Source organism: Leucobacter weissii (assembly GCF_017565745.1).
In the GTDB taxonomy this organism is placed as follows: Bacteria; Actinomycetota; Actinomycetes; order Actinomycetales; family Microbacteriaceae; genus Leucobacter; species Leucobacter weissii.
In genome coordinates this window covers 45,181-71,946 of record NZ_JAGDYM010000014.1, presented here as the reverse complement: position 1 = coordinate 71,946, position 26,766 = coordinate 45,181, and the positions used below count along the sequence as shown (strand labels likewise).

Sequence of the window (26,766 nt, the reverse complement as noted above, 5' to 3'; positions counted from 1 at the left end):
TTCCCGGAAGCGGTATCCGCGGGCTGGCCGCCCGCGAAGCCTAGCGAACCTCGCGCGTCGTCGTCGCGCTCAGAGGATCTTCGTGATCTGGTCGAAGCTCAGCTCGACCGGGGTCTCGCGCTCGAACAGCGACACCAGCACGGTGAGCTTGCCCGCCGCGGGGTTGATCTCGCTGATCGTGCCCGGCAGGCCCTCGAAGGAGCCCGATTTGATGGTGATGGTCTCGCCGATCTCGAAGTCGATCTCGACGTTGCCGGCCTCGGCCGCGCTGGCGGCCGCCTTCGACTTGGCGAGCGCCGGCTCGAGCTCGACCGTGCTCTTGAGCATCTCGAACGCCTCGTTGAAGCGCAGCGGCACCGGATTGTGCGCGTTGCCGACGAAGCCGGTCACACCGGGGGTGTGCCGCACGACCGACCACGAGTCCTCGTTGAGGTTCATCCGCACCAGCACGTAACCGGGGATCCGCACGCGGGTCACCATCTTGCGCTGGCCGTTCTTCACCTCCATGACCTCTTCCATCGGCACCTGGATCTCGTAGATGTCGTCGACCGCTCCCATGGTCTCTCGACGGTTCCAGAGGTTCGACTTGACCTTGCGCTCGTAGCCCGCATAGCTGTGCACGACGTACCACTTGCCGGGCTTCATCCGCAGCTCCGCCTTGAACGCGGCGTAGGGATCCTCCACGGGCTCGGCGGGCTCGGCGCTCTCGCCCGGGTTCGCCAGGGCGTCGAGCGCGGCGTCGAGCTCGGCCTCGGGAGTGTTACTGTTCTCGCTCGTCATCTGACTTTCTTACTCTCGCTCTCGGATCCGCCCATCGGGCGTGCAGGTCGTCGCGGGGCTCTAGTTGAGCGGCGTTCCGAAGATGAACACCGTGACCCACCCGAAGGCCTGGTCGAGCAGCCACACGATCGCCATCATGACCACGACGAAGCCCAGCACCACGAGGGTGTAGTTGATGAGCTCCTTGCGGGTGGGCGTGGTGACCTTCTTCAGCTCCGCGATCACCTGCTGGATGAACAGCACGATCCGGCCGATGAACGACTTCTTGGCAGCGCGGTCGGCCTTGGCGCGCTCGACCAGGCCGTCGCCGGACTCGCCGATCTCGTTGCTGCTCACGTGCTTCCTGCCTTTCGTTCGCCCCGTCCCGTCGGCGTTCCGACGAACGGGATCGCAGGGCGGACAGGACTCGAACCTGCAACCTGCGGTTTTGGAGACCGCTGCGCTACCAATTGCGCCACCGCCCTATGGCTCGACCCCGCCTTCGGCACCGCACTCGGCGAACGAGTGCGGGCACGAGAAATTCTGGCAGAAGTCAACTACCTCGGACGAGTTTACGCGATCCTCGGGGACTTGTCGAACCGTCCCGGGAGGGGGCGCCGAAGCGGTCAGTAGTGGTAGGGGAAGGGGGACCAGTCCGGGTCGCGCTTCTCGAGGAACGCGTCGCGCCCCTCGACGGCTTCCTCCGTGCCGTAGGCGAGACGGGTCGCCTCCCCGGCGAAGAGCTGCTGCCCGACGATCCCGTCGTCGACCGCGTTGAACGCGTACTTGAGCATGCGGATCGCGGTGGGCGACTTGCCGAGGATCTCCCGCGCCCACTCGATGCCGGTGCGCTCGAGCTCGGCGTGCGGCACCACCGCGTTGACGGCGCCGAGCTCGTAGGCGCGCTGCGCCGAGTACTCGCGGGCGAGGAAGAAGACCTCGCGGGCGGCCTTCTGCCCGATCTGCCGCGCGAAGTAGGCGCTGCCGTATCCCGCGTCGAAGGACCCGACATCGGCGTCGGTCTGCTTGAACCTCGCGTGCTCGGCGCTCGCGATCGACAGATCGCAGACCACGTTCAGCGAGTGGCCGCCGCCGGCCGCCCAGCCCGGGACCAGCGCGATCACGACCTTCGGCATGAAGCGGATCAGCCGCTGCACCTCGAGGATGTGCAGCCGCCCCGCCCCCGCGCCCGGCCGGACCCCGGCCTCATCATCGGAGTACCGGTAGCCGTCCCGCCCGCGGATCCGCTGATCGCCGCCCGAGCAGAACGCCCAGCCGCCGTCCTTGGCGCTCGGCCCGTTGCCGGTGAGGAGCACCGCCCCGACCCGCGGATCCACCCGCACCCGTTCGAGCGCGTCGAAGAGCTCGTCGACCGTGCGCGGGCGGAAGGCGTTGCGCACCTCAGGCCGGTCGAAGGCGATCCGCGCGATCCGGCCGTCGCGGCTGAGGTGGGCGGTGAGATCGCGGTAGTCCTCCGCTCCGGGCGCGGCCTCCCACTCGGCGGGATCGAAGAGTTCGGACACGTGCCGCAGCTGATCGCTCATCCGTCCACCCTACGCCCGCTCCCTCCGGGCGAGGGGGCGGCTCCGGACCGCTCGACGACGGGGACGCGCGCAATCGAGGTGGGAGGATGGTCGAGTGGAGGACCGCGGACGGGGCACGAGGCCGGAGCTCGGCGAGATGCTGGACCGCGCCCGCGTGGTCGCGATCCCGCTGCGGGCCCGGTTCCGCGGCGTGACCGAGCGGGAGGCGGTGATCTTCGATGCGCCCGGCGGCGCGAGCGAGTTCTCGCCGTTCACCGAGTACGGGGATGCGGAGGCCGCCCACTGGCTCGCGGCGGCGATCGAGTTCGGCTGGGGTGGCGCGGACGGCGAGCTGCCGCCGATCCGGCGCGATCGGATCCCGGTGAATGCGACGGTGCCCGCCGTGCCCGCCGAGGACGTGGCGGGGATCCTCGCCCGCTTCCCGGGCTGCCGCACCGCCAAGGTGAAGGTCGCCGAGCGCGGGCAGAGCCTCGCCGACGACCTCGCCCGCGTGCGGGCGGTGCGCGCGACGCTGGGCGACGAGGGGCGGATCCGCGTCGACGCGAACGGCGGCTGGAGCGTGGCGGAGGCCGAGACGGCCCTCGCCGCGCTGAGCGGCTTCGATCTCGACTACGCCGAGCAGCCGTGCGCGAGCATCCCCGAGCTCGCCGAGCTCCGGTCGCGGCTTCGGGCCGCGGGCCGACAGCGGGGCCGGCCGATCCGCATCGCGGCCGACGAGAGCGTGCGCAAGGCCGAGGATCCGGTCGCCGTCGCGCGGGCGGGCGCCGCCGACCTGCTGGTCGTGAAGGCGCAGCCGCTCGGCGGGATCGCCCGGACGCTCGGCCTCGTCGCGGAGGCGGGACTGCCCGTCGTCGTGTCGAGCGCGCTCGAGACCTCGGTCGGCATCGCGATGGGCCTGCACCTCGCCGCGGCGCTGCCGGACGATGCGCTGGACGGGGCCTGCGGGCTCGGCACCGCGGCGCTCCTCACCGGCGACGTGACCCCCGAGCCGCTCCTCCCCCGGCACGGAGCGCTGGAGGTGCGGCGGCCCCGCCCCGACCCGGAGCTGCTCGACCGCCGCGCCGCCTCACCGGAGCGGGAGCGCTGGTGGCTCGACCGGATCGCGCGCTGCCACGCGATCCTCTCGCAGGCCGACCCTCAGCCCGGCGGCTGATCGTCGGCGCCCCGCACCCGGTGCCGGCCGATCGGCAGCATGAGCGGGCGGCCGGAGACGGGGTCGGTGATGACGCGGCACTCCATCCCGAAGACGGCGCGCACGGTCTCCTCCGAGAGCACCTCCGCGGGATCCCCCGCGGCCTGCACCCGGCCCTCCGCGAGCGCGACGAGGTGGTCCGCGTAGCGCACCGCGAGATTCAGGTCGTGCAGGACCATCACGATGGTCGTGCCGCGGTTCTCGTTCAGATCCGAGAGCAGGTCGAGCACCTCGATCTGATGGCTGACGTCGAGGAAGGTGGTCGGCTCGTCGAGCAGCAGCAGGTCCGTCTGCTGGGCGAGCACGAGCGCGATCCACACGCGCTGGCGCTGCCCGCCCGAGAGCTCGTCGACGGGGCGTTCGGCCAGCTCCAGCGTGTCGGTGGCGATGAGGGCCTCCGCGACGGCCTCGTCGTCGGCCCGGCTCCATCTGGCGAGCCGGCCGAGGTGCGGATGCCGGCCGCGCCCGACCAGGTCGCCGACGGTGATGCCCTCGGGCGCGAGCGGGGACTGCGGCAGCAGGCCCAGGGTCTGGGCGAGCTGGCGGGGCGGCGTGCGGTGGATCTCCTTGCCGTCGAGGAGCGCTCGCCCGGCGCGGGGCCGCAGCAGCCGCGACATCGCCCGCAGCAGCGTCGACTTGCCGCAGGCGTTGGCGCCCACGATCGCGGTGATGCGCCCGGGCGGGACCGCGAGGTCGAGGTCGGAGATGACGTCCGTCTCTCGATAGCCGAGGCTGAGGCGCTCCACGAGGAGTCGATGCCGGTCGGTCACAGGGATCCTCCAGAGCGATGCGAACGGATGACGAGCAGGATGAGGAACGGCGCGCCGAGCGCCCCCGTGATCACGCCCACGGGGTAGCGGGTGCCGAAGGCGAACTGCGCGAGCAGGTCGGCCACGAGCACCAGCAGCGCGCCGACCAGGCCGGCCGGGAGCAGCGGGGAGCCACGCGAGCCGAAGATCCTCGCGGCGATGGGCCCGGAGAGGAAGGCGACGAACGCGATCGGCCCGGCCGCCGCGGTGCCGAAGGCGATCAGCCCGACGGCGGCCAGCACGAGCATGAGGCGAGTGCGCTCCACCGGCACGCCGAGCGCACCCGCGGTGTCGTCGCCCAGCTGCAGATCCCCGAGGGCGCGGCCGTTCCAGAGCAGCAGGGGCGCGAGCACCGCCATCGCGCCGCCGAGAAGGATGCCGGCGCCCCAGTCGGCGCCGTTCAGACTGCCGGTCAGCCACCGCATGGCCTCTTGCAGGTCCCACTGCGGGGCCTTGCTCAGCACGTAGGAGGTCACGCTGGTCAGCATCGCGGCCACGCCGATGCCGATGAGCACGAGGCGGGTGCCGGCGACGCCGTCGCGGAACGACAGCAGATAGATCAGCCCGGCGACGCTGAGTCCCCCGGCGATCGCGAAGGCGGAGACCTGGGCGCCCCCGAGCGAGAGGAAGACGATGCCGAAGACGGCGGCCGCGCTCGCACCCGAGGTGATGCCGATGATGTCCGGGCTGGCCAGCGGGTTCCGCAGCAGGGTCTGAAAGGTCACGCCGCCGAGGCCGAAGGCGCAGCCGGTCAGGACGGCCAGCGTCGCGCGCGGCAGGCGCAGACGGCCCACGGTGTAGGCGGCGCCCGGCACGTCCTCGCCGCCGATGACCCGCAGCACCTCGTCGAGCGGGTAGAAGGTCCGGCCCACCATGAGGCTCACCGCGAAGACCCCGAGGATCAGCGCGGCGAGCACCGCGAGGCGCACGCCGCGGCCGCGGCGGTGGCGCAGGCGCGTCCGCCTGATCCGCGCGGCGGCGGTCGACCCGGTCACAGCTCCTTCACCTTCTGGCGGCGCACGATGGCGATGAAGAACGGCGCGCCGATGATCGCGGTGATGATGCCGACGTCGATCTCGTCGGGGCGGGCGACGATCCGGCCGACCACGTCGGAGCCGGTGAGGAGCGCGGCTCCGACGAGGGCCGAGAACGGGAGCAGCCACCGGTAGTCGACGCCCACGAGCAGGCGGCACAGGTGCGGCACCACAAGACCGACGAAGCCGATCGGCCCGGCGAGGGCGGTGGCGCCGCCGGCCAGCAGCACCGCGCCGAGCGAGGCGAGACCGCGGGCCGCCCAGACGTTCTGCCCGAGCCCTCGGGCCAGTTCGTCTCCGAGCGCGATCGCGTTCAGCGCGCGTCCCGAGGCGAGGCACAGCAGCGCGCCCACCGCCAGGAAGGGCAGGACCGGCACGAGGGTGTCCCAGGAGGCGCCCCCGACCCCGCCGATCTGCCACGACCGCACGTTCTCGACGATGTCGCCCCGGGGCAGCACGACCGCGGTCGTGAAGGACGCGAAGGCCATCGAGGTCGCGGCGCCCGCCAGGGTGAGCTTGAGGGGGGTGGCCCCGCTGCGGCCGAGCGAGCCGATGACGCTCACCACGATCGCCGTGACGCCGGCGCCGAGGACGGCGGCCCAGACGAGGCCCGTGGCGGTCCACAGCCCGAATCCGGCGATGCCGACGACCACGGCGAGCTCGGCGCCCATGTTGATCCCGAGCAGGCCGGGATCCGCGAGCGGGTTGCGCATGACCCCCTGCAGCGCGGCGCCCGCGAGGGCGAGGGCGGCGCCCACCAGCAGGGCGAGGGCGGTGCGGGGCAGCCGATTGGTCACGGCCGCCTCGCCGAAGCCCTCGCTCGATCCTCCGAGCGCCGCGAGGATCTCCTGCAGGCTCACCTCGCGCGATCCGAAGGAGATCGAGACGGCGGTGAGCAGGACCAGGGCGATCAGCGAGACTCCCAGCCAGATCAGACGGGTGCCGAGGGGGCGCCGCACCGCGGCGACGCCCGCCTCGACGGCGGGAGCGCTCATGTGCATCCGCGCCGCGACTACTCCGCCTCGGCCTTCTGCGCCGCCTCGTCGAGCAGCGCGACGTAGTCGCCGAGCACCCAGGGGAAGGACAGCGGCGTCGGGTTCGCGGCGGTGCCCGCGGGGCCGGCCCCGTCGAGGAACACCACGGCGTCGTTGACGATCGCCGGGATCTGCGAGAGCAGCGGGTCCGCCTGCAGGGTGTCGACGAGCTCCTGATCCCCGTAGGTCACGATGAGGTCGACGTCGTCGAACGCGTCGGCCTGCTCCGCGCTGATGCTGGCGGAGAACTCGCCGCCGGCCGAGGCCTCGGCCACCGCCTGCGGCGTCGTGAGCCCGAGGTCGAGGAAGAACTCGGCGCGGGTGTCGTTCTCGGTGTAGAAGTTCACCGTGCTCAGGTCGCCGGTGTCGACGTGGGTGATGAACGCCGCCGACTTGCCGGCGAGCGCCGGGTGCTCCGCGACCTGATCGTCGATCTGCTGCTCGAGATCCGCGATCAGCTGATCGCCCTCGGCGGCGAGGCCGAGGGCCTGGCTGTTGTAGCGGATGTTGTCGCGCCAGGAGGTGCCCCAGGCCGTCTCGGGGTAGGCGACCGTCGGCGCGATCTCCTCGAGCCGGTCGTACTCCTCCTGGGTGAGGCCCGAGTAGGCCGCCAGGATGACGTCGGGGTCGGTGTCGGCCACCGCCTCGAAGTCGATGCCGTCGGTCTCGTCGAACAGCACCGGCGTCTCGGCTCCGAGCTCGTCGAGCTTCTCGGACACCCAGGGCAGGACGCCGTCATCGTCGTCGTCGCCGAAGGTGGCCTTCTGCATCCCCACGGGGACGACGCCCAGCGCGAGCGGCACCTCCTGATTGGCCCAGCTCACCGTGGCGACGCGCTCCGGGCGCTCGGGGATGGTGGTGGTGCCGAGCGCGTGCTCGATGACGATGGGGGAGCCGCCGTCGGATCCCCCGGGCTGCTCGGTGCTCTCGCCCGCGGTGTCGTCCGCTCCGGAGCAGGCGACGAGGCTCGCGGCGAGCGCCGCGACGGCGGCCAGGGACAGGGACTTGCGGAAACGCATGTGCGACTCGCTCTCAGTGTCGGGACCAGGGTCGTGCACCGCCGAGCACCTCATCATATCGAGGTTAGGCAGCCCTAAGTATTTTAGGAGCAGACGCGTCGAGACGCAATATCGATTTTCGGTCGGGCGAAATCGAAATCGGGTCATGACCGCCGGCCTGCGAGCGACTGCGGGCGGCGCGCAACCGGTTCAGTCGCCGCGGAACTGCCCCGGCGTGAGCCCGGTCACCTGCTGGAAGGCCACGCCGAAGGCGCTGACGGAGCGGTACCCCACCTCGACGGCCACCGACTGCACCTGCTCGCCCGCGGCGAGCAGCCGCGCGGCGCACTGCGCCCGTCGCAGGGTCCTCCATCTCCCGAAGCTCAACCCGGTCTCCGCGCGGAAGGCGCGGGTGATCGTCCGCGAGCTCACCCGCAGCTCAGCCGCCCATGCGGCCAGCCCCCGCTGATCCGCGGGATCCTCCTCGAGGGCGAGGAGGATGGGACGCAGCAACTCGCTGTGGGGATCCTGAACGCAGAGCTGACGCTCGCTCGGCGACAGCAGATCGAGCACCATCCGCTCGGTCAGATCCCTGGAGTCCGCGGCGAGCCGCGGGTCGTCCAGCCGGGCGAGCAGCAGCCGCAGCAGCGGGTCGATCTCCACCGCGACCGGGCGGTCGGCGAGCGGCGGCGCCTGCCGGATGCCGAAGTGACTGGTGCGGTACCAGGTGCCCGCGGGGGCCGCGCCCGAGTGCGGCACCCCGGCCGGGATCCACAGGCCGAAGCTCGTCGAGATCATCCAGGTGCGCTGATCGATCCGCACCGTCGACACGCCCCGCTCGTTCCACAGCAGTTCGTGCGTCGGGTGCGAGTGGGGCGGCCACGCGGTGTCGCGGCTCACCCGTTCCGACATGCCGGCGATGACGAAGTCCACCGGGATCTCGTCCGCCTCGTACATCGGCAGCGGCCGCAACTCGACTCCGGGCGCGGCATCCGCCGCGCGCGCCTCGGCGGGCCCCGCGTCAGCCGGCGCGGACGAGGCCGCGCCGTTCAACTGCCGAAGACGGTGTGCAGCGGATGATGGCCGATGCGCTCCCGACCGCCGAGCCCGTCGATCTCGAAGAGCACCGCCGTGCCGCACACCGGGTAGCCGAGGCGCTCCAGCAGTTCGAGCGCCGCCGCGACCGTCCCGCCGGTGGCCAGCACGTCGTCGATCAGCAGCACCCGGGTGCCGGCCTCCAGATCGGCGTGCATCTCGATGGTCGCCGTGCCGTACTCGAGCGCGTAGTCGATGGCGGCCGCCGGCTGCGGCAGCTTGCCTGCCTTGCGCACGGGGACGACCCCGGTGCCCGCCGCGATCGCCGCGGCGCTGGCGAGCAGGAAGCCGCGCGCCTCGACGCCGGCGATCACGTCGAACTCCCCCGCGAACGGCTCGATCAGCGCGGCGACGGTGGCGCCGAACGCCTGGCCGTCGGCGAGCAGCGGGGTGATGTCGCGGAACAGGATCCCGGGCTGCGGATAGCCGGGGATCTCGCGGATCAGGTGCTCGGCGCGGGCGAGTTCGGGGCTGAGGAGTTCGATCGGCACCCTGCCAGGGTACCCCGATCGCGACGGGGCGCATCGCGGAGATTTCCGTTTCACGGGCGGATCCGGTAAAGTCTCTGAGGTTGAGAGTTCAACGTGCGCCCCTAGCTCAGCTGGATAGAGCATCTGACTACGGATCAGAAGGTCGGGGGTTCGAATCCCTCGGGGCGCGCCACCATCCTCTCGACTCCCGCGGAATCACGCGGAAGTCGAGGGGATTCCTTGTTTCTGCACCCTGTGGATGACTCGGACCGGACAGCGCTCAGACAGCGTGGCCTCCTCCATGCGGCCGGTCGACGGCGGCGATCACGGCCGAGAGCTCGTCGCGGAGCGCGAGCAGCCGCTCGACCGGCAGGCCGAGCCGTTCGATCACCGCGGGCGGCACCGACAGCGCCTGCTCCCGCAGCGCGCCGCCCTCCGGGGTCGGGACGATCTGGAACGTGCGCTCGTCGCCCTCGACGGGGATCCGCTCGATCAGACCCGACTGCTCGAGGCGCTTGACGATCGGCGACAACGTGGCCGGATCGAGACGGAGCGTCTCGGCGAGCTCCCCGAAGCGCAGCGGGGCATCGCCCCAGAGCGCGAGCATCACCAGATACTGCGGGTGCGTGAGCCCGAGCGGTTCGAGGACCGGCCGGTACACGCCGATCACGCTGCGACTCGCCACCGCCAGCGCGAAGCACACCTGTCGGTCGAGTTCGAGCAGATCATCCGGCGTCGCGTCCACCCGTCCATCCTAGCTCGTTCGCGCCCTAACGAATGTGCTAGCATTTCGTTCGTGGGCAAACGAGAACCCAGGCGCCGGCTCTGGCACGAGACTCCGTACGACGGGGTGCCGGGCTTCTACGCCGCGATGCAGCGCTTCTTCTACCAGTTCGAGGGGACCGCGCAGCTCGGCGATCGGAACGAACCGGCGTACGTGCCCCCGGCCGATCCGAAGTGCCCGGTGTGCGGGCGCTCGCTGGCCCTGCACCGCTTCGACCGGGGAGGTCCCGGCAGGACCACCCACATGAAGTGCCCGCCGAAGCCGCAGGATCGGACCGAGGGCGGCCGGGACGGGTAGGGGTGCTCCTCAGCCGCGGGAGACGACCGGTTCGCCGACCCTCACGCGGAACCACAGCGCCAGCTCCTTGGCGGCCCGCCCCGTCGTGAAGGCGTCCGGAGCCGCCGCGATATCGGCGAAGGAGTCGCGGAATCCCGGGAGCGGCTCGTCGGATCCCGCGCCCATGGGGCGGTATCCCATGGTCCAGTCCTCGAACCGGCGCTCCGCGACGAGGTCGTCGATGAGGATCCGCACGTTCGTGTGCCGGGGATCGTTCTGGATCCTGCTCAGCAGCGCGTCGACCTCGGCCGGCGGCCCCTCCAGGAACTGGATGAACTGGTCCGTCTTGTAGAGCAGGATGCCGGTGATACCCGCAGATTCGTTGTGCGCCCGGGCGCGCCGGAGGAGCTCCCGGAGATCCTCCTCCTCGAATCTGCTGACCGCCTGGCTGGAGTAGACGAGGGACTTCAGGACCTCGACGCGTTCGGGGGCGGGGGCGGCGACACGCACCATGTTCACTCTCCCTCCGGGGCGCTGAGCGAGGGCGCCGTCAATCTGTTCAGCTCCTCCACCGCGCCGGCGCGCGTGCTGAACCGGCCCACCGACCGGGAGTGGCTGTCGTAGGCGACGTAACGGCCCTCCGCCTCGCGGTCGATGTAGCCGAAGAACTCGCCGCCGAGGCTCCCGACGTAGAAGCCGTCCTCGACCCTCGCCCAGGTGGTCTCTTCACTGCGCGGACTGTTCATAACGGCGACTCCGACCCCTCTGCGAACGTCCCTCCGGTCTCCGGACGGGTGCTGGGGCACCAGATCCTTCTCGTTGGGCGCGCCTCGAGCCTACCGTTCATCCTCGCGGAGCACCCGTTCTCCCGAACCGCTTGCTCCAGCGCGTGAAAGATGATACTGAGCCGCCCGCTCGGGGAGGTCGTCCGGCCGACTCTCCGGCGGCCCCGCGCCGCCCTCGGGCACGACCGCCAGGCCGCCCGGGGCGTAGGACATCGCCATGAGCGCCTGGATCCACCTGCGGGACAGCGGTCCCGCACGACTGCTCGAGAACTGGAAGCCGATCGGCACGTCGGGAGAGATCCAGACGGAACTCGATCCGACGGCGAACGGCCCTCGCTGGGGGAGGCTCAGCATGAAGGACTCCCGCTTGCGGAGCCGCGCGACCACGACCACCTTGACGTGCTCGAGCGTGCGATCGTCGAGGTCGAACCTCGAGGATCCTCCGTAGATGAGCGTACCCAAGCCGCGCCTTACCGTGTTGCACGCTGCACCCGGAGCCCCTGCCCGCGCAGCATCTCGACCCCCGGCGGACTCCCCGGGGCCGACGCGAGGTGACCCGCGTCCGCCTCGACTGTAGCGACCGGGGTGCCCACCCAGGGGGGTGTAATCCTACGGCGCCGGATCCCCTACAATTTGCTGCCGAGAGGGCCCGGACGGGTCTCCTCGTCCGGCAGCATGCCGTGCTCGATCCCCCAACGGACGGCCTGCGAGCGTCGCTCGACGCCGATCTTGCGATAGGCGGAGCGGATGTACGATTTGAGCGAGTTCCCGGTGATGTAGCTGCGAGCAGCGATCTCCGGATTGGTGTAGCCCTGGGCGATCAGCGCGATCATCTCCGCCTCGCGTTCCGTCAGCCCGTGGCGCCGGCCGGGCCAGGCTCCGCCCGCAGTCGACCTCTCCTCCGCGTACTCCCGGATCGGAGAGACGACGGTCTCGCCGGCGGCGACCGATTCGAGGCTGCGCACCAGCTCGTCGGCGCTCAGCGACTTGTCGAGATACCCGCTGCAGCCCTTCTCGACGGCACGATCGACGAGCGCGCCCTGCATGTTCCAGGTGTAGACCACGACGGAACCGGCGGCGGGATCGGCGAGCACCTCGTCGATCGCGTCCTGGTCGACCTGGGTCCGCCCGAAGGTGTCGTAGAGCGTGAGATCCACCGGCCGGTCCCCCGCACCGCGACGGCGGGGGCCGCTCCCCTCGCCGTCGATCACCTCGGTCTCGACGACCTCGATGCGCCCGGCATGGGGCTCGAGCATCGAGCGGAGCCCCTGGACCACCACCTCGTAGTCGTTGAGCAGGCGCACGCGCACGGGTCGGACGCCGACAGGGTTCGTAGGGTGCTCCGCGGTCACGAGGCAAGTCTACGACCCGCCGCGAATCATATATGATCTACTGCTTAGGATATATTCTCGTCCTTCCGGCCATCGGCGCGTCCGCCCCGCAATGACGTTCTCGACCGATTGCGGGCCCCGCATCGCCGGAATCGGGTACGGCGCCCCAGCGCAGAAAGCTCCTCCTCGCATGAACCCTCCCGCCGACGGCGACACCCCCTCGTTCTCGGATCCGATCTCCCCGGAGACCTCCGCCGGTTCCGTGCGGACCGTGCACAAGAAGCTCCGTCCGCGCCACGTCACGATGATCACCCTCGGCGGGATCATCGGCGCCAGCCTGTTCGTCGGCTCCGGCAACGTGATCCGCTCGGTCGGCCCCGCCGCGGTGATCTCCTACCTCATCGGCGGGCTGCTGGTGTTCCTCGCCATGCGCATGCTCGGCGAGATGGCGGCTGCGCGCCCCGCGATCGGATCCTTCATGGAGTACGCGCGGGTCGGCCTCGGCAATTGGGCGGCGTACCTGGTCGGCTGGCTCTACTGGTACTTCTGGGTGGGCGTGCTCGCCTACGAGGCGGTGCTCGGCGGCGAGACGATGCACGCCTGGTTCTCGTTCCTGCCGTCCTGGGCCTGGTCCCTGCTCCTGCTGCTCATCTTCGTCGGGGCCAACCTGATCTCGGTGCGCACCTTCGGCGAGGTCGAGTTCTGGCTGGCCAGCGTCAAGGTGCTCGCGATCGTGGTGTTCCTCGGCGCCGGCCTGCTCTACGCCTTCGGGCTGTGGCCGAACTCGACGTTCTCGATCCCGAATCTCTGGGAGCACGGCGGCTTCGCGCCGAACGGCTTCGGCGTCGCCTTCACCGGCGTCGCGCTCGTCATCTTCTCGTACTTCGGCACCGAGATCGCGGTGATGGCCTCCGCGGAGTCGGAGGATCCCGCGAAGGGCATCAAGCAGGCGACGAGCACCGTGATCTGGCGCATCCTGCTCTTCTTCGTCGGCGCCGTGCTGATCATCGCGACGATCGTGCCCTGGGACGAGCTGCCCGAGCCGACGAACGTCGCGAACGCGCCGTTCACCTACGTGTTCACGCTCTTCGGCCTGCCGGGCGCGGCCGTGGTCATGCAGCTCGTGATCTTCACCGCGGTGATCTCGGTGCTGAACTCGGGCCTCTACTCCGCCTCGCGCATGTTCTCGTCGCTCGCGGCGCAGGGCTTCGCGCCGCGGCTCTTCGCGAAGAAGGCGAGCAACGGCGTGCCGGTGATGGCGCTCATCGCCTCGACCAGCGGCGGCGTGATCGCGACGATCGTCAACTTCGCGGCCCCCGGATCGGGCATCTTCGACTTCATCATGAACTCGGCCGGTCTCGTCGCGCTGTTCGTCTACGTGTTCATCGCGCTCACGCAGATGCGCCTGCGGCAGAAGATGACCCCGGACGAGGTGGCGGGGCTGAAGCTCAAGATGTGGCTGCATCCGTGGCTGAACATCCTGCTGATCGTCGCGATCGCGGGGATCCTCGCCGTCATGCTCTCGTCCGAGGCGGGCCGCACCCAGGTGTGGACCAGCCTCATCGCGACGGGCGCGCTCATCATCTGCTGGCCCTTCGTGCGCCGGAGCCTCGCGAAGCGCTCCGCGCAGCAGCTCGAGTCGGGCGCCGCCGCGGAGGGATGACGCCGCGGCGCCGCGCCGACCGTCAGGTTCCCGCGCGCTGGCGCCTGCCGAGGTAGGTCGAGAGACCGACCGCCGCGAGCAGCGCGATGCCGTTGAACACGTTCGAGGCCCAGCCGCTGGCGCCCGACAGCGTCAGCCCGCTCACCGAGATCGAGACGAACACCGCACCGATGATGGTGCCGATCACGTTGAAGAAGCCCGGCCGGATCGCCGTCGCGCCCAGGAAGACCGCCGCCAGCGCGGGGAAGAGCAGCGAATTGCCGTCGGAGGCGGTCCCGCTGCCGGATCTCGCCAGCTGCAGCACGCCCGCGAGCCCGGCGATCGAGCCCGCGACCACGAAGCTCCACCAGACGTTCTTCGTGACCGGCAGGCCGACGAGCTTCGCCGCCGTCGCGTTCGATCCGATCGCGTAGAGGGACCGGCCGAACGGCGTGTGCGTGAAGAAGTACCAGGCGATCGCCGCGACGGCGAGCGTGATGAAGAAGACCATCGGGATGCCGAGGAGCCGCGAGGAGCCGAAGCGGATGAGCGCGGGATCGATCCCGCTGATGATGGACTGGCCGCCCGTGTACCAGATCATGAGTCCGGTGACGAGCATCGCCATGCCCAGGGTCGTGACGAACGGGCTCATCTTCATCCGGGTGACGAAGAAGCCGTTGACGAGGCCCACCAGCGTGCCCAGCAGCACCGGGATCAGGATCGCCAGCCAGAGCGGCAGCCCCATCCGGGCCATGAACCCGGCGCAGAGCACCTGCGACATCGCCGCGGTGGCCCCCAGCGAGAAGTCGAAGTAGCCGCAGACCAGCGGGAACAGCGCCGCGGTGGCGATGAGCGCCACGACGGCCTGGCTGCCGAGGATCACGTTCAGGTTGTTCACCGTGGGGAACGCACCGGCCGAGGCGGGGAAGAAGGCGAAGAAGACGAACACCAGGATCGTCAGCAGCGGCAGCGCATAGGCTTCGAGCAGCTGCAGCGGCTTCGGCCGGCGTTTCACCGGGATCGACACGGTGTTCGTCGTGGGCGGGGTGGTTGCGGTCATTGCTGCGTCTCCGTGGTGGTGTCGTGAACGGTCCGCTCGCGCAGGACCAGGCTGGTGAGCTCGTCGACGTCGAGCTGGCCGGCGACGACCTCGTCCGAGATCTTTCCCCGGCTCAGCACGAGGGCGCGGTCGCAGAGCGCGTGTATCTCGCTGAGGTCGCTCGAGGCGACGACGATGGCGCAGCCCTCCGCCGCGGCGCGGCGGATGATCTCGTAGATGTCGGCCCGGCTCATCACGTCGACGCCCTGCGTCGGCTCGTCGAGGAGCAGGAGCTTCGGGCCGCGCTGCATCCATCTCGAGATCACGACCTTCTGCTGGTTGCCGCCGGACATCGACGAGAAGAGGGCCTCGGGCCCGGAGACCTTCACCCCGAAGGAGTGGATGAGGTCCTCCGCCCGGCGCCGTTCGCGACTGCGCGGCATGAAGCCGGCGCTCCAGTTCTCGCTCAGGGTGGCGAGCGCGATGTTCTCCGAGACCGACTGGTCGAGGAAGGCCCCCTCTCCGGTGCGGTCCTCGGGCACCAGCCCCACCCCCAGCCCCATCGCCTCGCCGATGTTCTCGGGCGCGTAGGGCGCTCCGCCGAATTCCATGCTCCCGCTCGCCGGGGCGTGCTCGCCGAAGATCATCTTCAGCACGCTGGACCGCCCCGATCCGACGAGCCCGGCCAGACCGAGAATCTCGCCGCGGTGGACGGTGAAATCGACGCCGCGGATGGGCCCGCCGCGCAGACCGGAGACCGAGAACACCGGTTCCCGCTTCGCGCTCTCGGCCTCTCCGGTCGGGCGGAGCGCCTTGACGAGCCCGCCCGCCATGATCTCGATGAGCTCGTCCTCCGAGGGCGAGCGATCCACGATGGTGCCCGCGACGCGTCCGTCGCGGTAGACGGTGAAGTCGTCGGCGACCGCGAGCACCTCGCGGAGGCGATGGCTGACGATGACGACGGTCTGCCCCAGCTCCGCTCGACGGCGCACGCGCTCCAGCAGCAGCTCGGACTCGTGCGCGGCGAGTCGGGCGGTGGGCTCATCGAGCACCAGCACCCGCTGCCCGGCGTCGTCCTGGTCCTGCAGTGCGCGGGCGATCGCGACCATGGTCCGGTCGGAGGGACGGAGCCGTCGCACGGGCGCACGGGGATCGACGTCGAGTTCGTACTGCCCGAGCAGCGCCTCGACCTCGGCTCTGAGCCCGCGCCAGTCGATCCTCCCGCCGCGGCGCGGATACCCGTTGTCGAGCGCGAAGTTCTCCTCGATGGAGAGCTCCTCGAACAGGCCGAGATCCTGGTGCACGAAGCGGAGGCCCGCCTCCTGCGCGGTGGCCGGGCCGTAGGACTGCAGCTCGTAGGGCCGTCCGAACACCTCCAGCTCGCCCTCGTCCGCGGTGTAGACCCCCGCGAGGATCTTGATGGTCGTGCTCTTGCCCGATCCGTTGCCGCCGAGCAGCGCGTGCACCGTGCCGGAGCGGACGTCGAGCGACGCATCGTTGAGGGCGCGGGTGCCCGCGAAGTGCTTGTTCAGGTGCGCGACCCGCAGCGCCGGCGAGTCGCCCCGGGGCGACGGGCTCGCGCCCGCCGCCCCGGGGACGGCGATCGGGGTACCGGTCACTTGCCCCACGCCTCGAGGAACTCGGCGCGGAAGTCGATCGAGCCGTCGTAGCCGCCGGATTCCGGGAGGTTGTGCCCGGCGTCCACCACCTGGACCGACTGTCCGATGTAGGCGGGGTCCTGACCGTCGAGGATGCGGATCGCGGTGTCGACGGAGCCCCAGCCCTCCCAGGTCGTGGCCATGGCGACGGTCGCATCGATGCCGGGCTGGCCCGAACGGATCATGTCGATCGCCCCGTCGCCGCCGAAGGCGCCGATCACGGTCAGCTGATCGGCGAAGCCGGCCTGATCGACCGCGGCGGCGAGGCCGGTCTCGAGATAGCTGTCGGTCGGGACGATCAGCGCGTTGGCCTCCGGGTTCGCCAGTAGGGAGCTCGTGACCTTCTGCAGGTAGGAGTTGTCGGCGGTCTCCGGATCCGAGACATCGATGACCTCGAGCACCTCGCCGCCGCCGAGCTCGTCCAGCTGCGACTCGAAGGACTCGGTGATCCACGGCCCCCAGGCGTTCGTCGTGCTGTTGATCACGATCGCCTTGACCTCGCCGTCGTTCTTGCCGTAGGCGTAGTCCGCCATGAGCTCGCCGAAGACGCCGAAGAACCCGAACTCGCCGGCGTCCGACAGCCACAGGCGCTCGGAGTCCCACACCTTCGGGTCGCAGTCGTCGACGCCGCCGCCGCCGATGATGGTGACCCCCGCGTCAGCCGCCTCCTGGAAGGCCGCCGCCGCGGCGCCGCAGCTGATGCCGATCGGCACGAGCACATCCGCACCGCCCGCGATCGCCTGCCGGATCGCGGTGGCGAAGCCCTCCGGGCTGAGCTTCCCGTCGACGATCTGCGCGCTCCACCCCGCCGCCTCGCCGGCCTCGACCACGGCAGCGGCGGGCTTCGCGCAGGTCGCGAGCTGCTCGCCGCAGGACATGACGTAGAGATCGAGCCCCTCGGGGACCGTCGTGCTCGCCAGATCGCTCAGATCCGAGCCGACGCCCTCGTAGGCCCGGTCCAGCGCCTCCTGCGCCTCCGCGCTGACCTCGGTCGTCGGATCGTCGGTCTCCTCCGGCGCCTCGCTGCAGCCGGAGAGGATGAGCGCGGCCAGTACCAGCATCGATGCGGATGCCGCCGCCTTTGCCTTGATCACAAGTTACCTCCTGGTATCGGCGGCAACGCTGCGATCGGTTCGGCCGCGCTGCCGCAAGGCTCCGCCGGTGGGAGCCTGCACCCAGTCAAGACGTCCGAGCCCTCGCTCGCCAGCGCCGCGCGGCAATAACAGCTATCGATCGTGCGGATGGGTGGGGCCGATGCCAGTCATCGCCGAGAGCGCTGTCGCGGGCGACCCCTCGCGGGCTACCGTTGGCGCCATGACCGCATCGACGCCGCCGACCGGAGCCGCACCATCGGCGGCCGAACTCTTCTCCCTCCAAGGCACGGTGGCTCTGGTCACCGGAGCGACCTCGGGGATCGGGCTCGCCACGGCGAGGCTGCTCGCCTCCGCCGGCGCGCGAACCGTGCTGAGCGGACTCGGAGACGAGGACCCGGCCGGCGCCGCGGCGGGGCTGCGCGCCGAGGGGCTGCCCGTCGAGGGGCGGGCCTGCGACGTGACCTCGGAGGAGGAGCTGACCGCGCTCGTCGGCACCGCGCTCGACGCGCACGGGCGCATCGACACGGTGTTCTGCAACGCCGGCCTGGCACTCGACACCGGGCCGCACCTCACGAGCACCGACGAGCAGCTCGATCGCATGTTCGACGTGCACGTCCGCAGCGTGCTGCGGCTCGCCAACCTCACGATCCCGCACATGGCCGAGCGCGGCGGCGGCGCCTTCATCGTCATGTCGAGCCTGTCGGGACTCCGCGGCAACTCGCAGATCGGCCTCTACGGCCTCACCAAGGCCGCGAACGCCCAACTCGCCCGCAACCTCGCCGTGCAGTGGGGAGCCTCCGGGGTGCGGGTGAACGCGATCTCGCCCGGCGTGATCGAGACCGGGTTCGCGCGACCCATCACGGAGGGCCCGGGCAGGGACGAACGGCTTCGGAAGACCCCGCTGCGACGGTTCGGCGAGGCCGCGCACGTGGCGGGCACGGTGCTCTACCTGGCGTCGCAGGCGGGCGGGTTCACCACCGGGCAGAACCTCGTCGTCGACGGCGGCACCCTGGTGAGCGACTGATGAGCGACCGCACCCTCATGCTCCGGCGCTACGAGCTCGCCCCCGGCACCGCCGAGGAGTTCGGGAGCTGGTGGTCGGCGCACATCCCCGCACTGCGGGAGCGCGCCGGGTTCGCGATCGAGTGGGCCTATCTGGACGCCGAGCACGAGGCCTTCACCTGGGCGATCTCGCACCCGGGGGACCGGGAGGCGTTCCTGCGCGCCGAGCGCGCCTACGAGGCGGACCCGGATCGCGCCGCCGCGATCGCGCTCGCACCGCCGCTGCGCAGCGCCGCCGTCGGCTTCCCGGAACGGCTCCGCTGAACCCCTCGGGCGCTCCGAACGCTCACACGCCCGCCGGCTCCGCCTCGGACGAGAACTCGATCCGTTCGGCGGTCTGGCGCAGAATGCCGATGAGCCAGCGCAGCGCGGGGTCGTCCGTCTTCGAGGGATGCCAGTACACGACCTCCACGAGGGTGCGATGCGAGAGCGGGGTCCTGGCGATCACGAGGTCCAGCGGGCCGGCGTACTGCTCGGCGACCCGCGCCGGGACGAAGCCGTACATGTCGGTCCCCTCGAGCAGGAACGGGATCGGGAGGAAGCCGGTCACGCTCATGGTCACGCGGGGCGCCACCCCGGCGTCGTGGAGCGCGTCGTTCGCCACGGCCACGACGTCCTCGGCGAACGCCACGTCGATGTAGGGCATCTCCCCGAGATCCTCGAGCGTGAGCGCGCCGTCCCGCAGGCGCGGGTGTCCCGCCCGCACGAGGCAGACGAACGTGTCCGAGAACAGCGCCTGGTGCTTGCCGGGCACGGCGCGGTTCGCCGCCGTGACGACGACGTCCTTGCGGAGCAGGTCGACGGGGTCGATGCTGTTGAGCGCATCGAACTCGACCGAGATCTCCGGCGCCTCCTGCTCCAGCACCGCCAGCAGCGGCGCGGTCATGACGGAGAGCGCGTAGTCGGAGGCCGAGATGCGGAACTGCCGGTCGCTCGTGCGCGGGTCGAACATCGGGCGGAGGTTGAAGGTGCGGGCGACCTCCGTGAGCGCCTCGCTCACGATCGGCTGCAGCTCCCTCGCGTGGTCGGTGAGCTCGAAGGTGCGGCCGGAGCGCACGAGCAGCGGGTCGCCGGTCACCTTGCGCAGCTTCGCCACGGCCCCGCTGACGGCCGGCTGCGTGAGGCCGATGGACTCGCCCGCCTTCGTCAGGTTGCGCTCCGCGAGCACGGCGTCGAGCACCATGAGCAGGTTGATGTCGATGCCTCGCAGATCTTCCATGACCCGACTTTCACTCCATTGTGCGTTCGTCACAGCATAGCCGATCCCGCCCCGATGCCCGCGGGGCACCGGGGCCCTCCCTACAGCCGATCGGGGCCGTAGGTCCGCCGCGCCCGCGGCACCGTGTGCCCGGGGCTCGTCTGCTCCACGACGCGGTTCTCGATCGATCCGAGCCCCGCCACCGTCATCCGCACCACGTCGCCGACCCGCAGCGGCGGGGGCGTGAGCGCACCGCTCCGGCTCCAGCGCTCGGAGAGGGCGCCGGTCGAGGCGGTGCCCGAGGCGAGCGCATCGCCCGCGCCGACCCAGGCATCGCGGGACGCGTGCACGAGCATCTCCTCGAACGACCACGACATGTTCCGCAGGTTGTCGCCGCCGATCACCTCGCCGTTGACCTCGACGGTCATCTCGAGGTCGAAGCGGTCGCCGTCGCGATACGGCTCGAGTTCGTCCGGCGTGGTGATCCACGGGCCGAGGGTGTTGGCGAAGTCCTTGCCCTTGGAGGGGCCGAGCCCGATCCGCATCTCGCGGCCCTGGATGTCGCGCGCGCTCCAGTCGTTCAGGATGCAGTAGCCGGCGATGTGCCCGGCGGCCTCCTCGATCGGCACGTCGCGGACCGTGTTCTTGACGATCGCGGCGACCTCGAGCTCGAAGTCGAGCCGTTCGGTGAACGGGGGCATGGGGATCTCGGCGCCGGTGCCGACGACGGACCAGGGGTTCATGAAGAGGAAGGCGGGGGCCTCGTACCACGGTTCGGGCACGCTCCCATCGCCCGGCTCGCTCTTCTTCATCCCCGCGATGTGCGCCTCGAAGGCCACGAAGTCGCGCATCGCGCGCGGCTCCACCGGCGTCAGCAGCTGGGTCTGCTCGACCGGCTTGCGCTGCTGCCTGCCCGAGCGCAGCAGCACATCCGCGCGCTCGGCCTCCGGCGCCTGGAGCAGCGTCAGGATGTCGGGATCCCCCGGCAGATCCTGCACGCGATCGTGGCGGACGACGCCCGTGTGCACGATCCCGTGCTCGCGGTAGCGCACGTAGCGCGGCATCAGAAGTCCAGGGTCTCGTAGAAATCCCGCTGCCGCGTCTCGAGGGCGGGGATCGCCTGACCGAGCGCCCACTGCTCGAAGTGCGGGTAGGTGCCGTGCGCCTTGAACGCGGCCTCGTCGGTGTAGACCTCGAAGATGCGGAAGACGTTCGGCTCCTCCGGGCTCCGGTAGGCCTGGTAGTAGACGTTGCCGGGCTCCTCGCGCGAGGCGGGCGAGAGGCGCTCCAGCGCCTGGCGCACCGTCTCCTCCTCACCGGGCTTGGCGGTCCAGGTTGCAGAACAGACAAAGGCCATTTCGGGTTTCCTCTCTCAACTTCTTCGTCGGGTGTCCCCCGCGGATCTCACCTTACGGATCTCGGCACGCGCCGGCTACCGGCCGGGCGCAATGCCTCCTATCGGCGAGCGGCCGGTCCGCCGATGCGATCGAGCGGCGAGAAGCCCCCTCCGCCACGAGAATGGCGCTCCGCACCGGTCGCGGAGCGTGCCTCTCGTGCCGGAGCATCGTGCTCGCGACCGCCACAGGCGGTTCTCAGCGGGTGCGCGCCCGTGACCTCGGGCGCGCCGGCGGGATCTCGGGCACCTCGCGCGCGGCGCCCACGATCCCGTGCAGCTCGCCGATGCGCTCGACCCGCAGCGTGACGGTGTCGCCCGCGACCAGCGGCGGCGGCGTGCGCGCGCCGTTCCTCCCCCACAGCTCGCCCAGGCAGCCGCCGTTCCCGGCCGTTCCGGAGCCGAGCAGGTCCCCCGGAACGACCCGGGTGTTGCGCGACGCGTAGGCGACCAGCTCCCCCAGCGGCCAGCCCATGTTCGAGAGCAGATCGTGTCCGACCCGCTCACCGTTGACGAGCGCCTCCAGTTCGAGCGGCAGGAAGCCCTCGTCGTCGACGAGGTCGGCGAACTCGTCCGCCGTGACGATCCAGGGGCCGAGGGCCGTTCCGAAATCCTTCCCCTTCGCGGGGCCGAGGCGGACCTGCATCTCGCGGGCCTGCACATCGCGCGCGGACCAGTCGTTCATGATCGTGTAGCCGAAGATCGCCTCGGCGCCCTCGCCCGGGGTGAGATCCGATCCGTCGCGGGGCGGCGCACCGACCACGACCGCGACCTCGAGCTCGAAGTCGAGCGCCTCGCACCGCGGCGGAGTGACCCGCTCGTCCGGCCCGAGCACCGAGTGGGGGTTGGTGAAGTAGAAGGTGGGGTAGCGGTACCAGGCCTCGGACACGCCACCCCGGCCGTCGACCGACACCGACACGCCCTCGACGTGCTCCTCGAAGGCCACGAAATCGCGGATCGACGACGGCTGCAGGGGAGCGAGCAGCCGCACGGCGGCGAGCGCCGTCCCCCGCCCGTCCGCCGCGGCGAGCATCTCCGCACCGACCTCCAGCGCGGTGGCCAGGCCCGCGGCCAGCAGGCCGGCCGTGGTGGTGCCGTCAGGGAAGGGGATCACCCGATCCCCGTGCACCAGGCCCTCCTCGAGCCGGCCGTCGGTCTCCCAGCGTGCGATGCGCATCGTCCCCCCTTACGATTCGTCGCGTCCGCCGCGGCCCTCGGGCTCGTCGCCGAGGATCGCGACGGCGCGGGTCCAGCCGGCAGAGGCCCCGCGCACCTTCGCGGGGAAGCAGGCGACGGTGAAGCCGTGATCCGGGAGCGATCCGAGGTTCTGCAGCTTCTCGATCTGGCAGTAGCCGACGTCCGCACCGGCCTTGTGCCCCTCCCACACGGTCGAGGGGTCTCCCGTCTCCTCGAAGCGACGGCGGCCCGAGCTGACCGGCAGATCCCAGCCCCACGCGTCGGTGCCGACCACGCGGATGCCCTGATCGGTGAGGTGCAGGGTCGCGGCGCGCCCGAAGCCCACGCCGGTGTCGATGTAGTCGTCGCGGCCGTAGGCCGCCGCCGCGACCGTGTGCATGAGCACGATGTCGAGGGGACGCAGCCGGTAGTCGATCCTCGCGAGCGCGGCATCGATGTCGGCCGGCGTGACGAGGTGGCCGCTCGGCAGGTGCCGCAGGTCGAGCCGCACCCCCGGCCGGAAGAACCAGTCGAGGGGCACTTCGTCGATGGTCCAGGCGCGCTCGCCGCCGTTCATCGTCGGATGGTAGTGCCAGGGCGCGTCGACATGGGTGCCGGCGTGCGTCGTGATCGTCACCGTCTCGGCGGCGAGACCCTGGCCGTCGAGCAGCTGCTCGGGCAGGATCCCGTACATGGCGCGCAGGTCGGCGAGGCCGGCGGTGTGATCCTTGAACTCGATCCTCGGCTTCAGGAACGGGGGATCGACGGGGACGACATCGTCCAGTGGCATCGACAGGTCGACGAATCGCATGTGGCTCCTTCGCTCGCTGACTCTATCCTGCGCGGTCGCGCCGCCCCGCGACACCCGCGCCGGGGGATGCTTGCCATCGCCCGGACCGGGGCAGGCCTCAGATCCGGCTCTCCCCGCCGTCCACCAGCAGGGTCTGGCCGGTCATGAACGCCGCGTCGGCGGAGACCGCGAACGACACCACCGCCGCGATGTCCTCGGGCCGGCCCGTGCGCGGGATCGCCTGCCGCGAGCGCACCGCGGCGAAGTGCGCCTCGGGCACGTCGCCGAGCGCGTGCTCGGTCGCGGTGAGCCCCGGCGCGACCGCGTTCACGGTGATGCCGTGCGGGCCGAGTTCGGTCGCGAGAGCGCGCACCATCCCGGTGAGCGCGCCCTTGCTCGCGATGTAGTGGGTCATCATGGGCGGCGGAGCGAACTGACTCGACGAGGTGATCATCACGATCCGGCCCCGACCGGCCTCCCGCATGTCGGGAAGCACCGCCCGCACCACGTTGAAGCCGCCGTCGACGTTCACGCGGAAGGTGCGATCCCACACTGCGGGATCGAGCCGGTCGAACTCCGCCAGCACCTGATAGGCGGCGCCGTGGATCACGGTGTCGACGGGGCCGAGGACGGCGCCGACGTGTTCGACGGCGGCGGCGACCGCCGCGGGATCGGCGATGTCGCACTCCAGATCGACGACCCCCTCGCGGGGCCGCGGCGGGCGCAGCAGATCCAGGCTCGCCACCCGCAGGCCGTCGGCGCGGAGCCGCGCGGCGACGGCCGCGCCGATGCCACGAGCCCCGCCCGTCACCAGCGCGACCCGGCCGCCGCCGGGAACGCCCGCGGCGCCCGCGCTCACCGCTCCCCCCGCAGCGCCGCCGGCCAGATGCCGTGCCGTCCGGGGCTGAGGATGCCCTGCGGATCGACGGCGTCCTTGATCTTCTCGACGAAGCGGCGATAGGCGTGGTCGCCGTAGCCGAACTGCTCCTGCGCGAGGTCCATGAAGTGCAGGTGGGCGCGGTACTCGCCGTAGCCGATCCTGCCGGCCTCGCGCACGAGCTCCTGCATGACCCGGTAGGCCTCCGCCGTCGCTGCCGCGTCGTCGACGTCGAAGGTGATGCCGGCCACGCTGCACAGGGAGCGCTCGTTGACGACGATGAGATCGGCCGTGTGGTCGATGCCGTTCCGCTCGAACTGCGACTTCAGCCACATCTGCAGCTCGTACGTCTGCCGGCCGGTGAGCGGCGCGACCGGCGTGAACGACATGTGCCCGCCGTGCGTGCCCCCGCGCCATCCCGACATGGTCGTCCAGTCCTGGTTTGGCACTCCCGCGTAGACGCGGTCGGACGGGTCGGGCAGATCCGCCCACTCGTCCGGTCCGGTCGTCGTGCTGCGGATCCGGGCATCGGGAATGCCGCCGAACGCGCGCTCGATCTTCGCCAGATTGTGCTCGTTGACCGGCCGGTCGCCGTAGAGGGCGAGACGCAGGTGCCAGCGGCCGACGCCGATCCGCTCAGCGATCTCGTCGATGACGCGGTCCGGGATCACCCCCTCCTCCGGCTCGTACCAGTGCGAGCGCGGCGCGATCGTCGAGGCGATCAGCAGGGTGTTGAGGATGCAGGGCACGCCGTCGATCGTGCCGTCAAGCCGCAGCCGGCGCAGGGTGTCGACGAGCGGGATGAGATCCTCGTCGCGCGTCACGTCGATGTGCACGTGGGTGATCGCCTCGGGCTTCGGCATGAGCCAGACGCCGAGCCTCGTCACGATCCCGAAGCTGCCCTGGAAGAAGAGCGGCTCGATGGTGGGCCCGAGGCTGCGCCGGTAGAGATGCCAGGAGTCGTTGCCCTCCATCGCGCCCATACCGGTGCGCAGCAGCCCGCCGTCGGCGGTGACGACCTCGAGCCCGCAGATGTTCCGCCAGTCCTTGCCGTACGGGAGGTAGGTGAGCCCGTTGTCCTGCTGGTTGCCGCCCATCGACCCCCAGCCGAGATCCGGCACGCTCACCATGAGATCCGCGCCCGCCGCTTCGACGGCGTCGTAGAGCTCAGCGAACGAGACCCCGGGCTCCACGACCGCGTAGCCGAGTTCCTCATCGATCTCGAGCACCCGGTTCATGCGCCGGAAGTTGACGGTGATGCCGCCGGACACCCGCGGAGCCGCGCCGCCGTAGCCGTTGTTGCGCCCCTGCCCCTGCGCCCAGACCGGAACCCCGTGCGCGGCCGCGATCCGCACGATCGCCTGCACGTCCTCGGTGCGGTCGGGCTGCACGACGCCGGCGGTCTCGAACGCCTCCCACCCCTCGGGCTGGTAGGGATCCCGGTACTCCCCGCCGCCGTCGCCGAGGATGACGCGATCCTCGCCGATGGCCGCGGCGATCTCGCGCAGTGCCGCGCGCACCTCGTCCGAGTCGGCGGCGGTGCGCACCGCGGGAATGAATGCCGGGGTCGTGCGGCTCATCGGTCTCTCCTTCGAGTCGATCGTGCGGGGTGGGGAACCGCCCCGGCCGGAGGTCGATCCGGCCGGGGCGACGCCGTCGGCCGGCGGCCTCAGGCCGGGTTTCGCCCGACGAAGAAGTCGCGCAGCGGATCGGCGGTCGGCTCGAAGCCGGCATCGATCAGCCCCTTGCGCAGCGCGTTCATCTGCGGGTCGTGGATGCGCTGGGTCGGCAGGCGCAGCGGGCCGCCGTTGTAGCCGCGCAGCCAGCCCTGGAACTTCCACAGCTGGCGGTCGATGAAGTGGCCGCCGTTGAGCTGCTGGGCCATCTGGCCCTTCACCTTGCGGGCCGGATGCATCCTCCAGTAGAGCTCCGTCACCTCGTCGAACCGCTCCTCGCGCAGCAGCCGCATCGCCTCGGGGATCGTGGGCCCCCAGAACTCGTGGTCGCTCGTCGCCGAGAGCTGGATCGGGATCAGCTGCCCGAGCGGCAGCAGCTCGCCCTCGATCGGGCACGAGATCACGACCTCCTCGCCGAAGAGCCGATGGGCCTCGACGATGCCCATGATGCTGGGGAAGCCGCCCTCGGCCTTGATGACGGCGATGTTGGGGACGTCGTCGAGCAGACGGCGGATGAGCCGCGCGGGGATGTCGGAGGGGTGGATGCGCGAGCTGAAGCCCCACAGGAACATCGGGAAGAGGATCACCGCGAGGTTCGTGGCCTCGCAGACCGCCCTGGTGTAGTCGTAGATCTCCTGCTCAGACTCGGGGTAGAAGTTCGGCGGGTACGAGAGCAGCACGAGTTCGGCCCCGGCGGCCTCGGCGCCCCGGACCGCCTCGATGTTCTGCTCGAGGGTGCTCCAGCTCGCGTGGTGCACGACCACGAGCCCGCCCCGCGCCTCGTCGACCATGATCTCGAGGAACTCGAGATACTCGGGCAGGGTGATGTTCACCTCGGAGACGCCCAGGCTGCCGAGGAAGCCGTGCTCCTTCGCGAGTCGCACGTCGTGCCGGATGCCGCGCTCGTTGATGGCGGTGAGGTCGCCCGTGAACGAGGGGATGGTGCAGTTGACGGCGCCGATGAGCCGCTCGCGGGCCCACTCGCGGGCTTCGGCTTTCGTATATCCGGCCATGAGGCTTCTCCTTCGGAAGACGGTCTGGGTGGTGGTC

At 70.9% G+C, this 26,766-nt stretch carries 30 protein-coding genes and 2 tRNA genes; 6 read left to right on the top strand and 26 right to left on the bottom strand.

Translation table 11 applies throughout. The features are described from left to right. Positions 1–69 precede the first annotated feature (69 nt). The 4 genes from nusG to J4H92_RS12290 form a co-directional block, all read right to left on the bottom strand. The gene (nusG, locus tag J4H92_RS12305; protein ID WP_208098491.1) at positions 70–780 is read right to left on the bottom strand and encodes a transcription termination/antitermination protein NusG; all 711 of its coding nucleotides are present in this window, start codon (positions 778–780) and stop codon (positions 70–72) included. Positions 781–840: 60 nt separating this feature from the next. Continuing rightward, entirely contained in the window at positions 841–1,116 is a 276-nt protein-coding gene (gene secE / locus J4H92_RS12300) for a preprotein translocase subunit SecE (protein ID WP_208098490.1), read from the bottom strand. A 55-nt stretch (positions 1,117–1,171) separates the two neighbouring features. Further along, positions 1,172–1,244: transfer RNA gene (locus J4H92_RS12295), tRNA-Trp, on the bottom strand. 141 nt (positions 1,245–1,385) lie between these two features. Further along, on the bottom strand, positions 1,386–2,303 hold the full coding sequence (locus tag J4H92_RS12290) for a 1,4-dihydroxy-2-naphthoyl-CoA synthase (RefSeq protein WP_208098489.1): 918 nt from the start codon (positions 2,301–2,303) through the stop codon (positions 1,386–1,388). 94 nt (positions 2,304–2,397) lie between these two features. Here J4H92_RS12290 and J4H92_RS12285 point away from each other — a divergent pair, with 94 nt between their 5' ends. Beyond that, a complete protein-coding gene (locus J4H92_RS12285; protein ID WP_341783092.1) occupies positions 2,398–3,456 on the top strand; it encodes an o-succinylbenzoate synthase in 1,059 nt (352 codons plus the stop codon). On the opposite strand, the gene J4H92_RS12280 is transcribed toward J4H92_RS12285, so the two are convergent. From J4H92_RS12280 to J4H92_RS12255, 6 genes are all read right to left on the bottom strand, one after another. After that, positions 3,441–4,265 (bottom strand): ATP-binding cassette domain-containing protein, encoded by an 825-nt coding sequence (locus J4H92_RS12280; RefSeq protein WP_208098488.1) that lies wholly within the window; start codon positions 4,263–4,265, stop codon positions 3,441–3,443. The genes J4H92_RS12285 and J4H92_RS12280 overlap by 16 nt on opposite strands. Beyond that, entirely contained in the window at positions 4,262–5,299 is a 1,038-nt protein-coding gene (locus J4H92_RS12275; protein ID WP_208098487.1) for a FecCD family ABC transporter permease, read from the bottom strand. The genes J4H92_RS12280 and J4H92_RS12275 overlap by 4 nt, the downstream gene beginning before the upstream one ends. Beyond that, entirely contained in the window at positions 5,296–6,333 is a 1,038-nt protein-coding gene (locus J4H92_RS12270; RefSeq protein WP_208098486.1) for a FecCD family ABC transporter permease, read from the bottom strand. Before J4H92_RS12270 ends, J4H92_RS12275 begins: the two co-directional genes overlap by 4 nt. A 17-nt stretch (positions 6,334–6,350) precedes the next feature. Then, the gene (locus J4H92_RS12265; protein WP_208098485.1) at positions 6,351–7,391 is read right to left on the bottom strand and encodes an iron-siderophore ABC transporter substrate-binding protein; all 1,041 of its coding nucleotides are present in this window, start codon (positions 7,389–7,391) and stop codon (positions 6,351–6,353) included. Between the two features lie 189 nt (positions 7,392–7,580). Beyond that, entirely contained in the window at positions 7,581–8,423 is an 843-nt protein-coding gene (locus J4H92_RS12260; protein ID WP_243752327.1) for a helix-turn-helix domain-containing protein, read from the bottom strand. Further along, positions 8,420–8,956 (bottom strand): adenine phosphoribosyltransferase, encoded by a 537-nt coding sequence (locus J4H92_RS12255; RefSeq protein WP_208098484.1) that lies wholly within the window; start codon positions 8,954–8,956, stop codon positions 8,420–8,422. Before J4H92_RS12255 ends, J4H92_RS12260 begins: the two co-directional genes overlap by 4 nt. Positions 8,957–9,051: 95 nt before the next feature. Here J4H92_RS12255 and J4H92_RS12250 point away from each other — a divergent pair. Continuing rightward, positions 9,052–9,128 (top strand) — tRNA-Arg (locus J4H92_RS12250). An 87-nt stretch (positions 9,129–9,215) separates the two neighbouring features. Here the strand turns inward: J4H92_RS12250 and J4H92_RS12245 are convergent. Continuing rightward, entirely contained in the window at positions 9,216–9,680 is a 465-nt protein-coding gene (locus J4H92_RS12245; RefSeq protein ID WP_208098483.1) for a MarR family transcriptional regulator, read from the bottom strand. 51 nt (positions 9,681–9,731) lie between these two features. On the opposite strand from J4H92_RS12245, the gene J4H92_RS12240 reads away from it, so the two are divergent. Continuing rightward, the gene (locus tag J4H92_RS12240) at positions 9,732–10,016 is read left to right on the top strand and encodes a hypothetical protein (RefSeq protein ID WP_208098482.1); all 285 of its coding nucleotides are present in this window, start codon (positions 9,732–9,734) and stop codon (positions 10,014–10,016) included. A 9-nt stretch (positions 10,017–10,025) separates the two neighbouring features. Here the strand turns inward: J4H92_RS12240 and J4H92_RS12235 are convergent, their stop codons facing one another. From J4H92_RS12235 to J4H92_RS12220, 4 genes are all read right to left on the bottom strand, one after another. Then, positions 10,026–10,508 (bottom strand): BLUF domain-containing protein, encoded by a 483-nt coding sequence (locus J4H92_RS12235; RefSeq protein WP_208098481.1) that lies wholly within the window; start codon positions 10,506–10,508, stop codon positions 10,026–10,028. A 2-nt stretch (positions 10,509–10,510) separates the two neighbouring features. Then, on the bottom strand, positions 10,511–10,741 hold the full coding sequence (locus tag J4H92_RS12230; protein WP_208098480.1) for a hypothetical protein: 231 nt from the start codon (positions 10,739–10,741) through the stop codon (positions 10,511–10,513). A gap of 90 nt (positions 10,742–10,831) precedes the next feature. Next, a complete protein-coding gene (locus J4H92_RS12225; RefSeq protein ID WP_208098479.1) occupies positions 10,832–11,242 on the bottom strand; it encodes a DUF7882 family protein in 411 nt (136 codons plus the stop codon). Between the two features lie 164 nt (positions 11,243–11,406). Continuing rightward, entirely contained in the window at positions 11,407–12,132 is a 726-nt protein-coding gene (locus J4H92_RS12220) for a response regulator transcription factor (RefSeq protein WP_341783091.1), read from the bottom strand. A 169-nt stretch (positions 12,133–12,301) separates the two neighbouring features. Between J4H92_RS12220 and J4H92_RS12215 the strand changes: the two genes are divergently transcribed. Then, positions 12,302–13,774 (top strand): amino acid permease, encoded by a 1,473-nt coding sequence (locus J4H92_RS12215; RefSeq protein ID WP_243752325.1) that lies wholly within the window; start codon positions 12,302–12,304, stop codon positions 13,772–13,774. Positions 13,775–13,796: 22 nt separating this feature from the next. Here J4H92_RS12215 and J4H92_RS12210 read toward each other — a convergent pair whose 3' ends face one another. Genes J4H92_RS12210 through J4H92_RS12200 form a run of 3 tightly spaced genes read right to left on the bottom strand, consistent with a single transcriptional unit; the run spans position 13,797 to position 17,544 of the window. Beyond that, positions 13,797–14,813, bottom strand: coding sequence for an ABC transporter permease (locus J4H92_RS12210; protein WP_208098478.1), 1,017 nt, complete (start codon positions 14,811–14,813; stop codon positions 13,797–13,799). Beyond that, complete coding sequence (locus J4H92_RS12205) at positions 14,810–16,411, bottom strand: ATP-binding cassette domain-containing protein (RefSeq protein WP_208098477.1); 1,602 nt, start codon at positions 16,409–16,411, stop codon at positions 14,810–14,812. Before J4H92_RS12205 ends, J4H92_RS12210 begins: the two co-directional genes overlap by 4 nt. After that, positions 16,408–17,544 carry a substrate-binding domain-containing protein gene (locus J4H92_RS12200; RefSeq protein WP_208098476.1) on the bottom strand — a complete coding sequence of 379 codons (1,137 nt, stop codon included), beginning with the start codon at positions 17,542–17,544 and terminating at the stop codon, positions 16,408–16,410. Before J4H92_RS12200 ends, J4H92_RS12205 begins: the two co-directional genes overlap by 4 nt. Positions 17,545–17,764: 220 nt before the next feature. On the opposite strand from J4H92_RS12200, the gene J4H92_RS12195 reads away from it, so the two are divergent. After that, positions 17,765–18,568 (top strand): SDR family NAD(P)-dependent oxidoreductase, encoded by an 804-nt coding sequence (locus J4H92_RS12195; RefSeq protein WP_208098475.1) that lies wholly within the window; start codon positions 17,765–17,767, stop codon positions 18,566–18,568. Then, entirely contained in the window at positions 18,568–18,870 is a 303-nt protein-coding gene (locus tag J4H92_RS12190) for a hypothetical protein (protein ID WP_208098474.1), read from the top strand. Before J4H92_RS12195 ends, J4H92_RS12190 begins: the two co-directional genes overlap by 1 nt. Positions 18,871–18,892: 22 nt before the next feature. Here the strand turns inward: J4H92_RS12190 and J4H92_RS12185 are convergent, their stop codons facing one another. The 8 genes from J4H92_RS12185 to J4H92_RS12150 all read right to left on the bottom strand — a co-directional run bounded on the left by J4H92_RS12185 (position 18,893) and on the right by J4H92_RS12150 (position 26,729). Beyond that, positions 18,893–19,825 (bottom strand): LysR family transcriptional regulator, encoded by a 933-nt coding sequence (locus J4H92_RS12185; RefSeq protein ID WP_208098473.1) that lies wholly within the window; start codon positions 19,823–19,825, stop codon positions 18,893–18,895. An 80-nt stretch (positions 19,826–19,905) separates the two neighbouring features. Next, positions 19,906–20,868 (bottom strand): fumarylacetoacetate hydrolase family protein, encoded by a 963-nt coding sequence (locus tag J4H92_RS12180; RefSeq protein WP_208098472.1) that lies wholly within the window; start codon positions 20,866–20,868, stop codon positions 19,906–19,908. Beyond that, positions 20,868–21,161: a putative quinol monooxygenase gene (locus tag J4H92_RS12175; protein WP_208098471.1), complete on the bottom strand. Its 294-nt coding sequence runs from the start codon at positions 21,159–21,161 to the stop codon at positions 20,868–20,870. The genes J4H92_RS12180 and J4H92_RS12175 overlap by 1 nt, the downstream gene beginning before the upstream one ends. 235 nt (positions 21,162–21,396) lie before the next feature. Continuing rightward, positions 21,397–22,374, bottom strand: a complete 978-nt coding sequence (locus J4H92_RS12170) for a fumarylacetoacetate hydrolase family protein (protein ID WP_208098470.1) — start codon at positions 22,372–22,374, stop codon at positions 21,397–21,399. Positions 22,375–22,383: 9 nt separating this feature from the next. Then, positions 22,384–23,184, bottom strand: a complete 801-nt coding sequence (locus tag J4H92_RS12165) for a cyclase family protein (protein ID WP_208098469.1) — start codon at positions 23,182–23,184, stop codon at positions 22,384–22,386. A gap of 97 nt (positions 23,185–23,281) precedes the next feature. Continuing rightward, on the bottom strand, positions 23,282–24,022 hold the full coding sequence (locus tag J4H92_RS12160; protein ID WP_208098468.1) for an SDR family oxidoreductase: 741 nt from the start codon (positions 24,020–24,022) through the stop codon (positions 23,282–23,284). Further along, complete coding sequence (locus J4H92_RS12155) at positions 24,019–25,620, bottom strand: FAD-binding oxidoreductase (protein WP_208098467.1); 1,602 nt, start codon at positions 25,618–25,620, stop codon at positions 24,019–24,021. The genes J4H92_RS12160 and J4H92_RS12155 overlap by 4 nt, the downstream gene beginning before the upstream one ends. Before the next feature lie 89 nt (positions 25,621–25,709). Then, positions 25,710–26,729, bottom strand: a complete 1,020-nt coding sequence (locus J4H92_RS12150; RefSeq protein WP_208098466.1) for a dihydrodipicolinate synthase family protein — start codon at positions 26,727–26,729, stop codon at positions 25,710–25,712. Positions 26,730–26,766: the final 37 nt, after the last annotated feature.

Excerpts from the sequence above, each read along its gene's own strand:
- nusG (WP_208098491.1), bottom strand. The coding sequence starts at position 780 with ATGACGAGCGAGAACAGTAACACTCCCGAGGCCGAGCTCGACGCCGCG.
- J4H92_RS12290 (WP_208098489.1), bottom strand. The coding sequence starts at position 2,303 with ATGAGCGATCAGCTGCGGCACGTGTCCGAACTCTTCGATCCCGCCGAG.
- J4H92_RS12270 (WP_208098486.1), bottom strand. The coding sequence starts at position 6,333 with ATGAGCGCTCCCGCCGTCGAGGCGGGCGTCGCCGCGGTGCGGCGCCCC.
- J4H92_RS12265 (WP_208098485.1), bottom strand. The coding sequence starts at position 7,391 with ATGCGTTTCCGCAAGTCCCTGTCCCTGGCCGCCGTCGCGGCGCTCGCC.
- J4H92_RS12235 (WP_208098481.1), bottom strand. The coding sequence starts at position 10,508 with ATGGTGCGTGTCGCCGCCCCCGCCCCCGAACGCGTCGAGGTCCTGAAG.
- J4H92_RS12230 (WP_208098480.1), bottom strand. The coding sequence starts at position 10,741 with ATGAACAGTCCGCGCAGTGAAGAGACCACCTGGGCGAGGGTCGAGGAC.
- J4H92_RS12215 (WP_243752325.1), top strand. The coding sequence starts at position 12,302 with ATGAACCCTCCCGCCGACGGCGACACCCCCTCGTTCTCGGATCCGATC.
- J4H92_RS12210 (WP_208098478.1), bottom strand. The coding sequence starts at position 14,813 with ATGACCGCAACCACCCCGCCCACGACGAACACCGTGTCGATCCCGGTG.
- J4H92_RS12195 (WP_208098475.1), top strand. The coding sequence starts at position 17,765 with ATGACCGCATCGACGCCGCCGACCGGAGCCGCACCATCGGCGGCCGAA.
- J4H92_RS12190 (WP_208098474.1), top strand. The coding sequence starts at position 18,568 with ATGAGCGACCGCACCCTCATGCTCCGGCGCTACGAGCTCGCCCCCGGC.
- J4H92_RS12185 (WP_208098473.1), bottom strand. The coding sequence starts at position 19,825 with ATGGAAGATCTGCGAGGCATCGACATCAACCTGCTCATGGTGCTCGAC.
- J4H92_RS12180 (WP_208098472.1), bottom strand. The coding sequence starts at position 20,868 with ATGCCGCGCTACGTGCGCTACCGCGAGCACGGGATCGTGCACACGGGC.
- J4H92_RS12175 (WP_208098471.1), bottom strand. The coding sequence starts at position 21,161 with ATGGCCTTTGTCTGTTCTGCAACCTGGACCGCCAAGCCCGGTGAGGAG.
- J4H92_RS12170 (WP_208098470.1), bottom strand. The coding sequence starts at position 22,374 with ATGCGCATCGCACGCTGGGAGACCGACGGCCGGCTCGAGGAGGGCCTG.
- J4H92_RS12165 (WP_208098469.1), bottom strand. The coding sequence starts at position 23,184 with ATGCGATTCGTCGACCTGTCGATGCCACTGGACGATGTCGTCCCCGTC.
- J4H92_RS12155 (WP_208098467.1), bottom strand. The coding sequence starts at position 25,620 with ATGAGCCGCACGACCCCGGCATTCATTCCCGCGGTGCGCACCGCCGCC.
- J4H92_RS12150 (WP_208098466.1), bottom strand. The coding sequence starts at position 26,729 with ATGGCCGGATATACGAAAGCCGAAGCCCGCGAGTGGGCCCGCGAGCGG.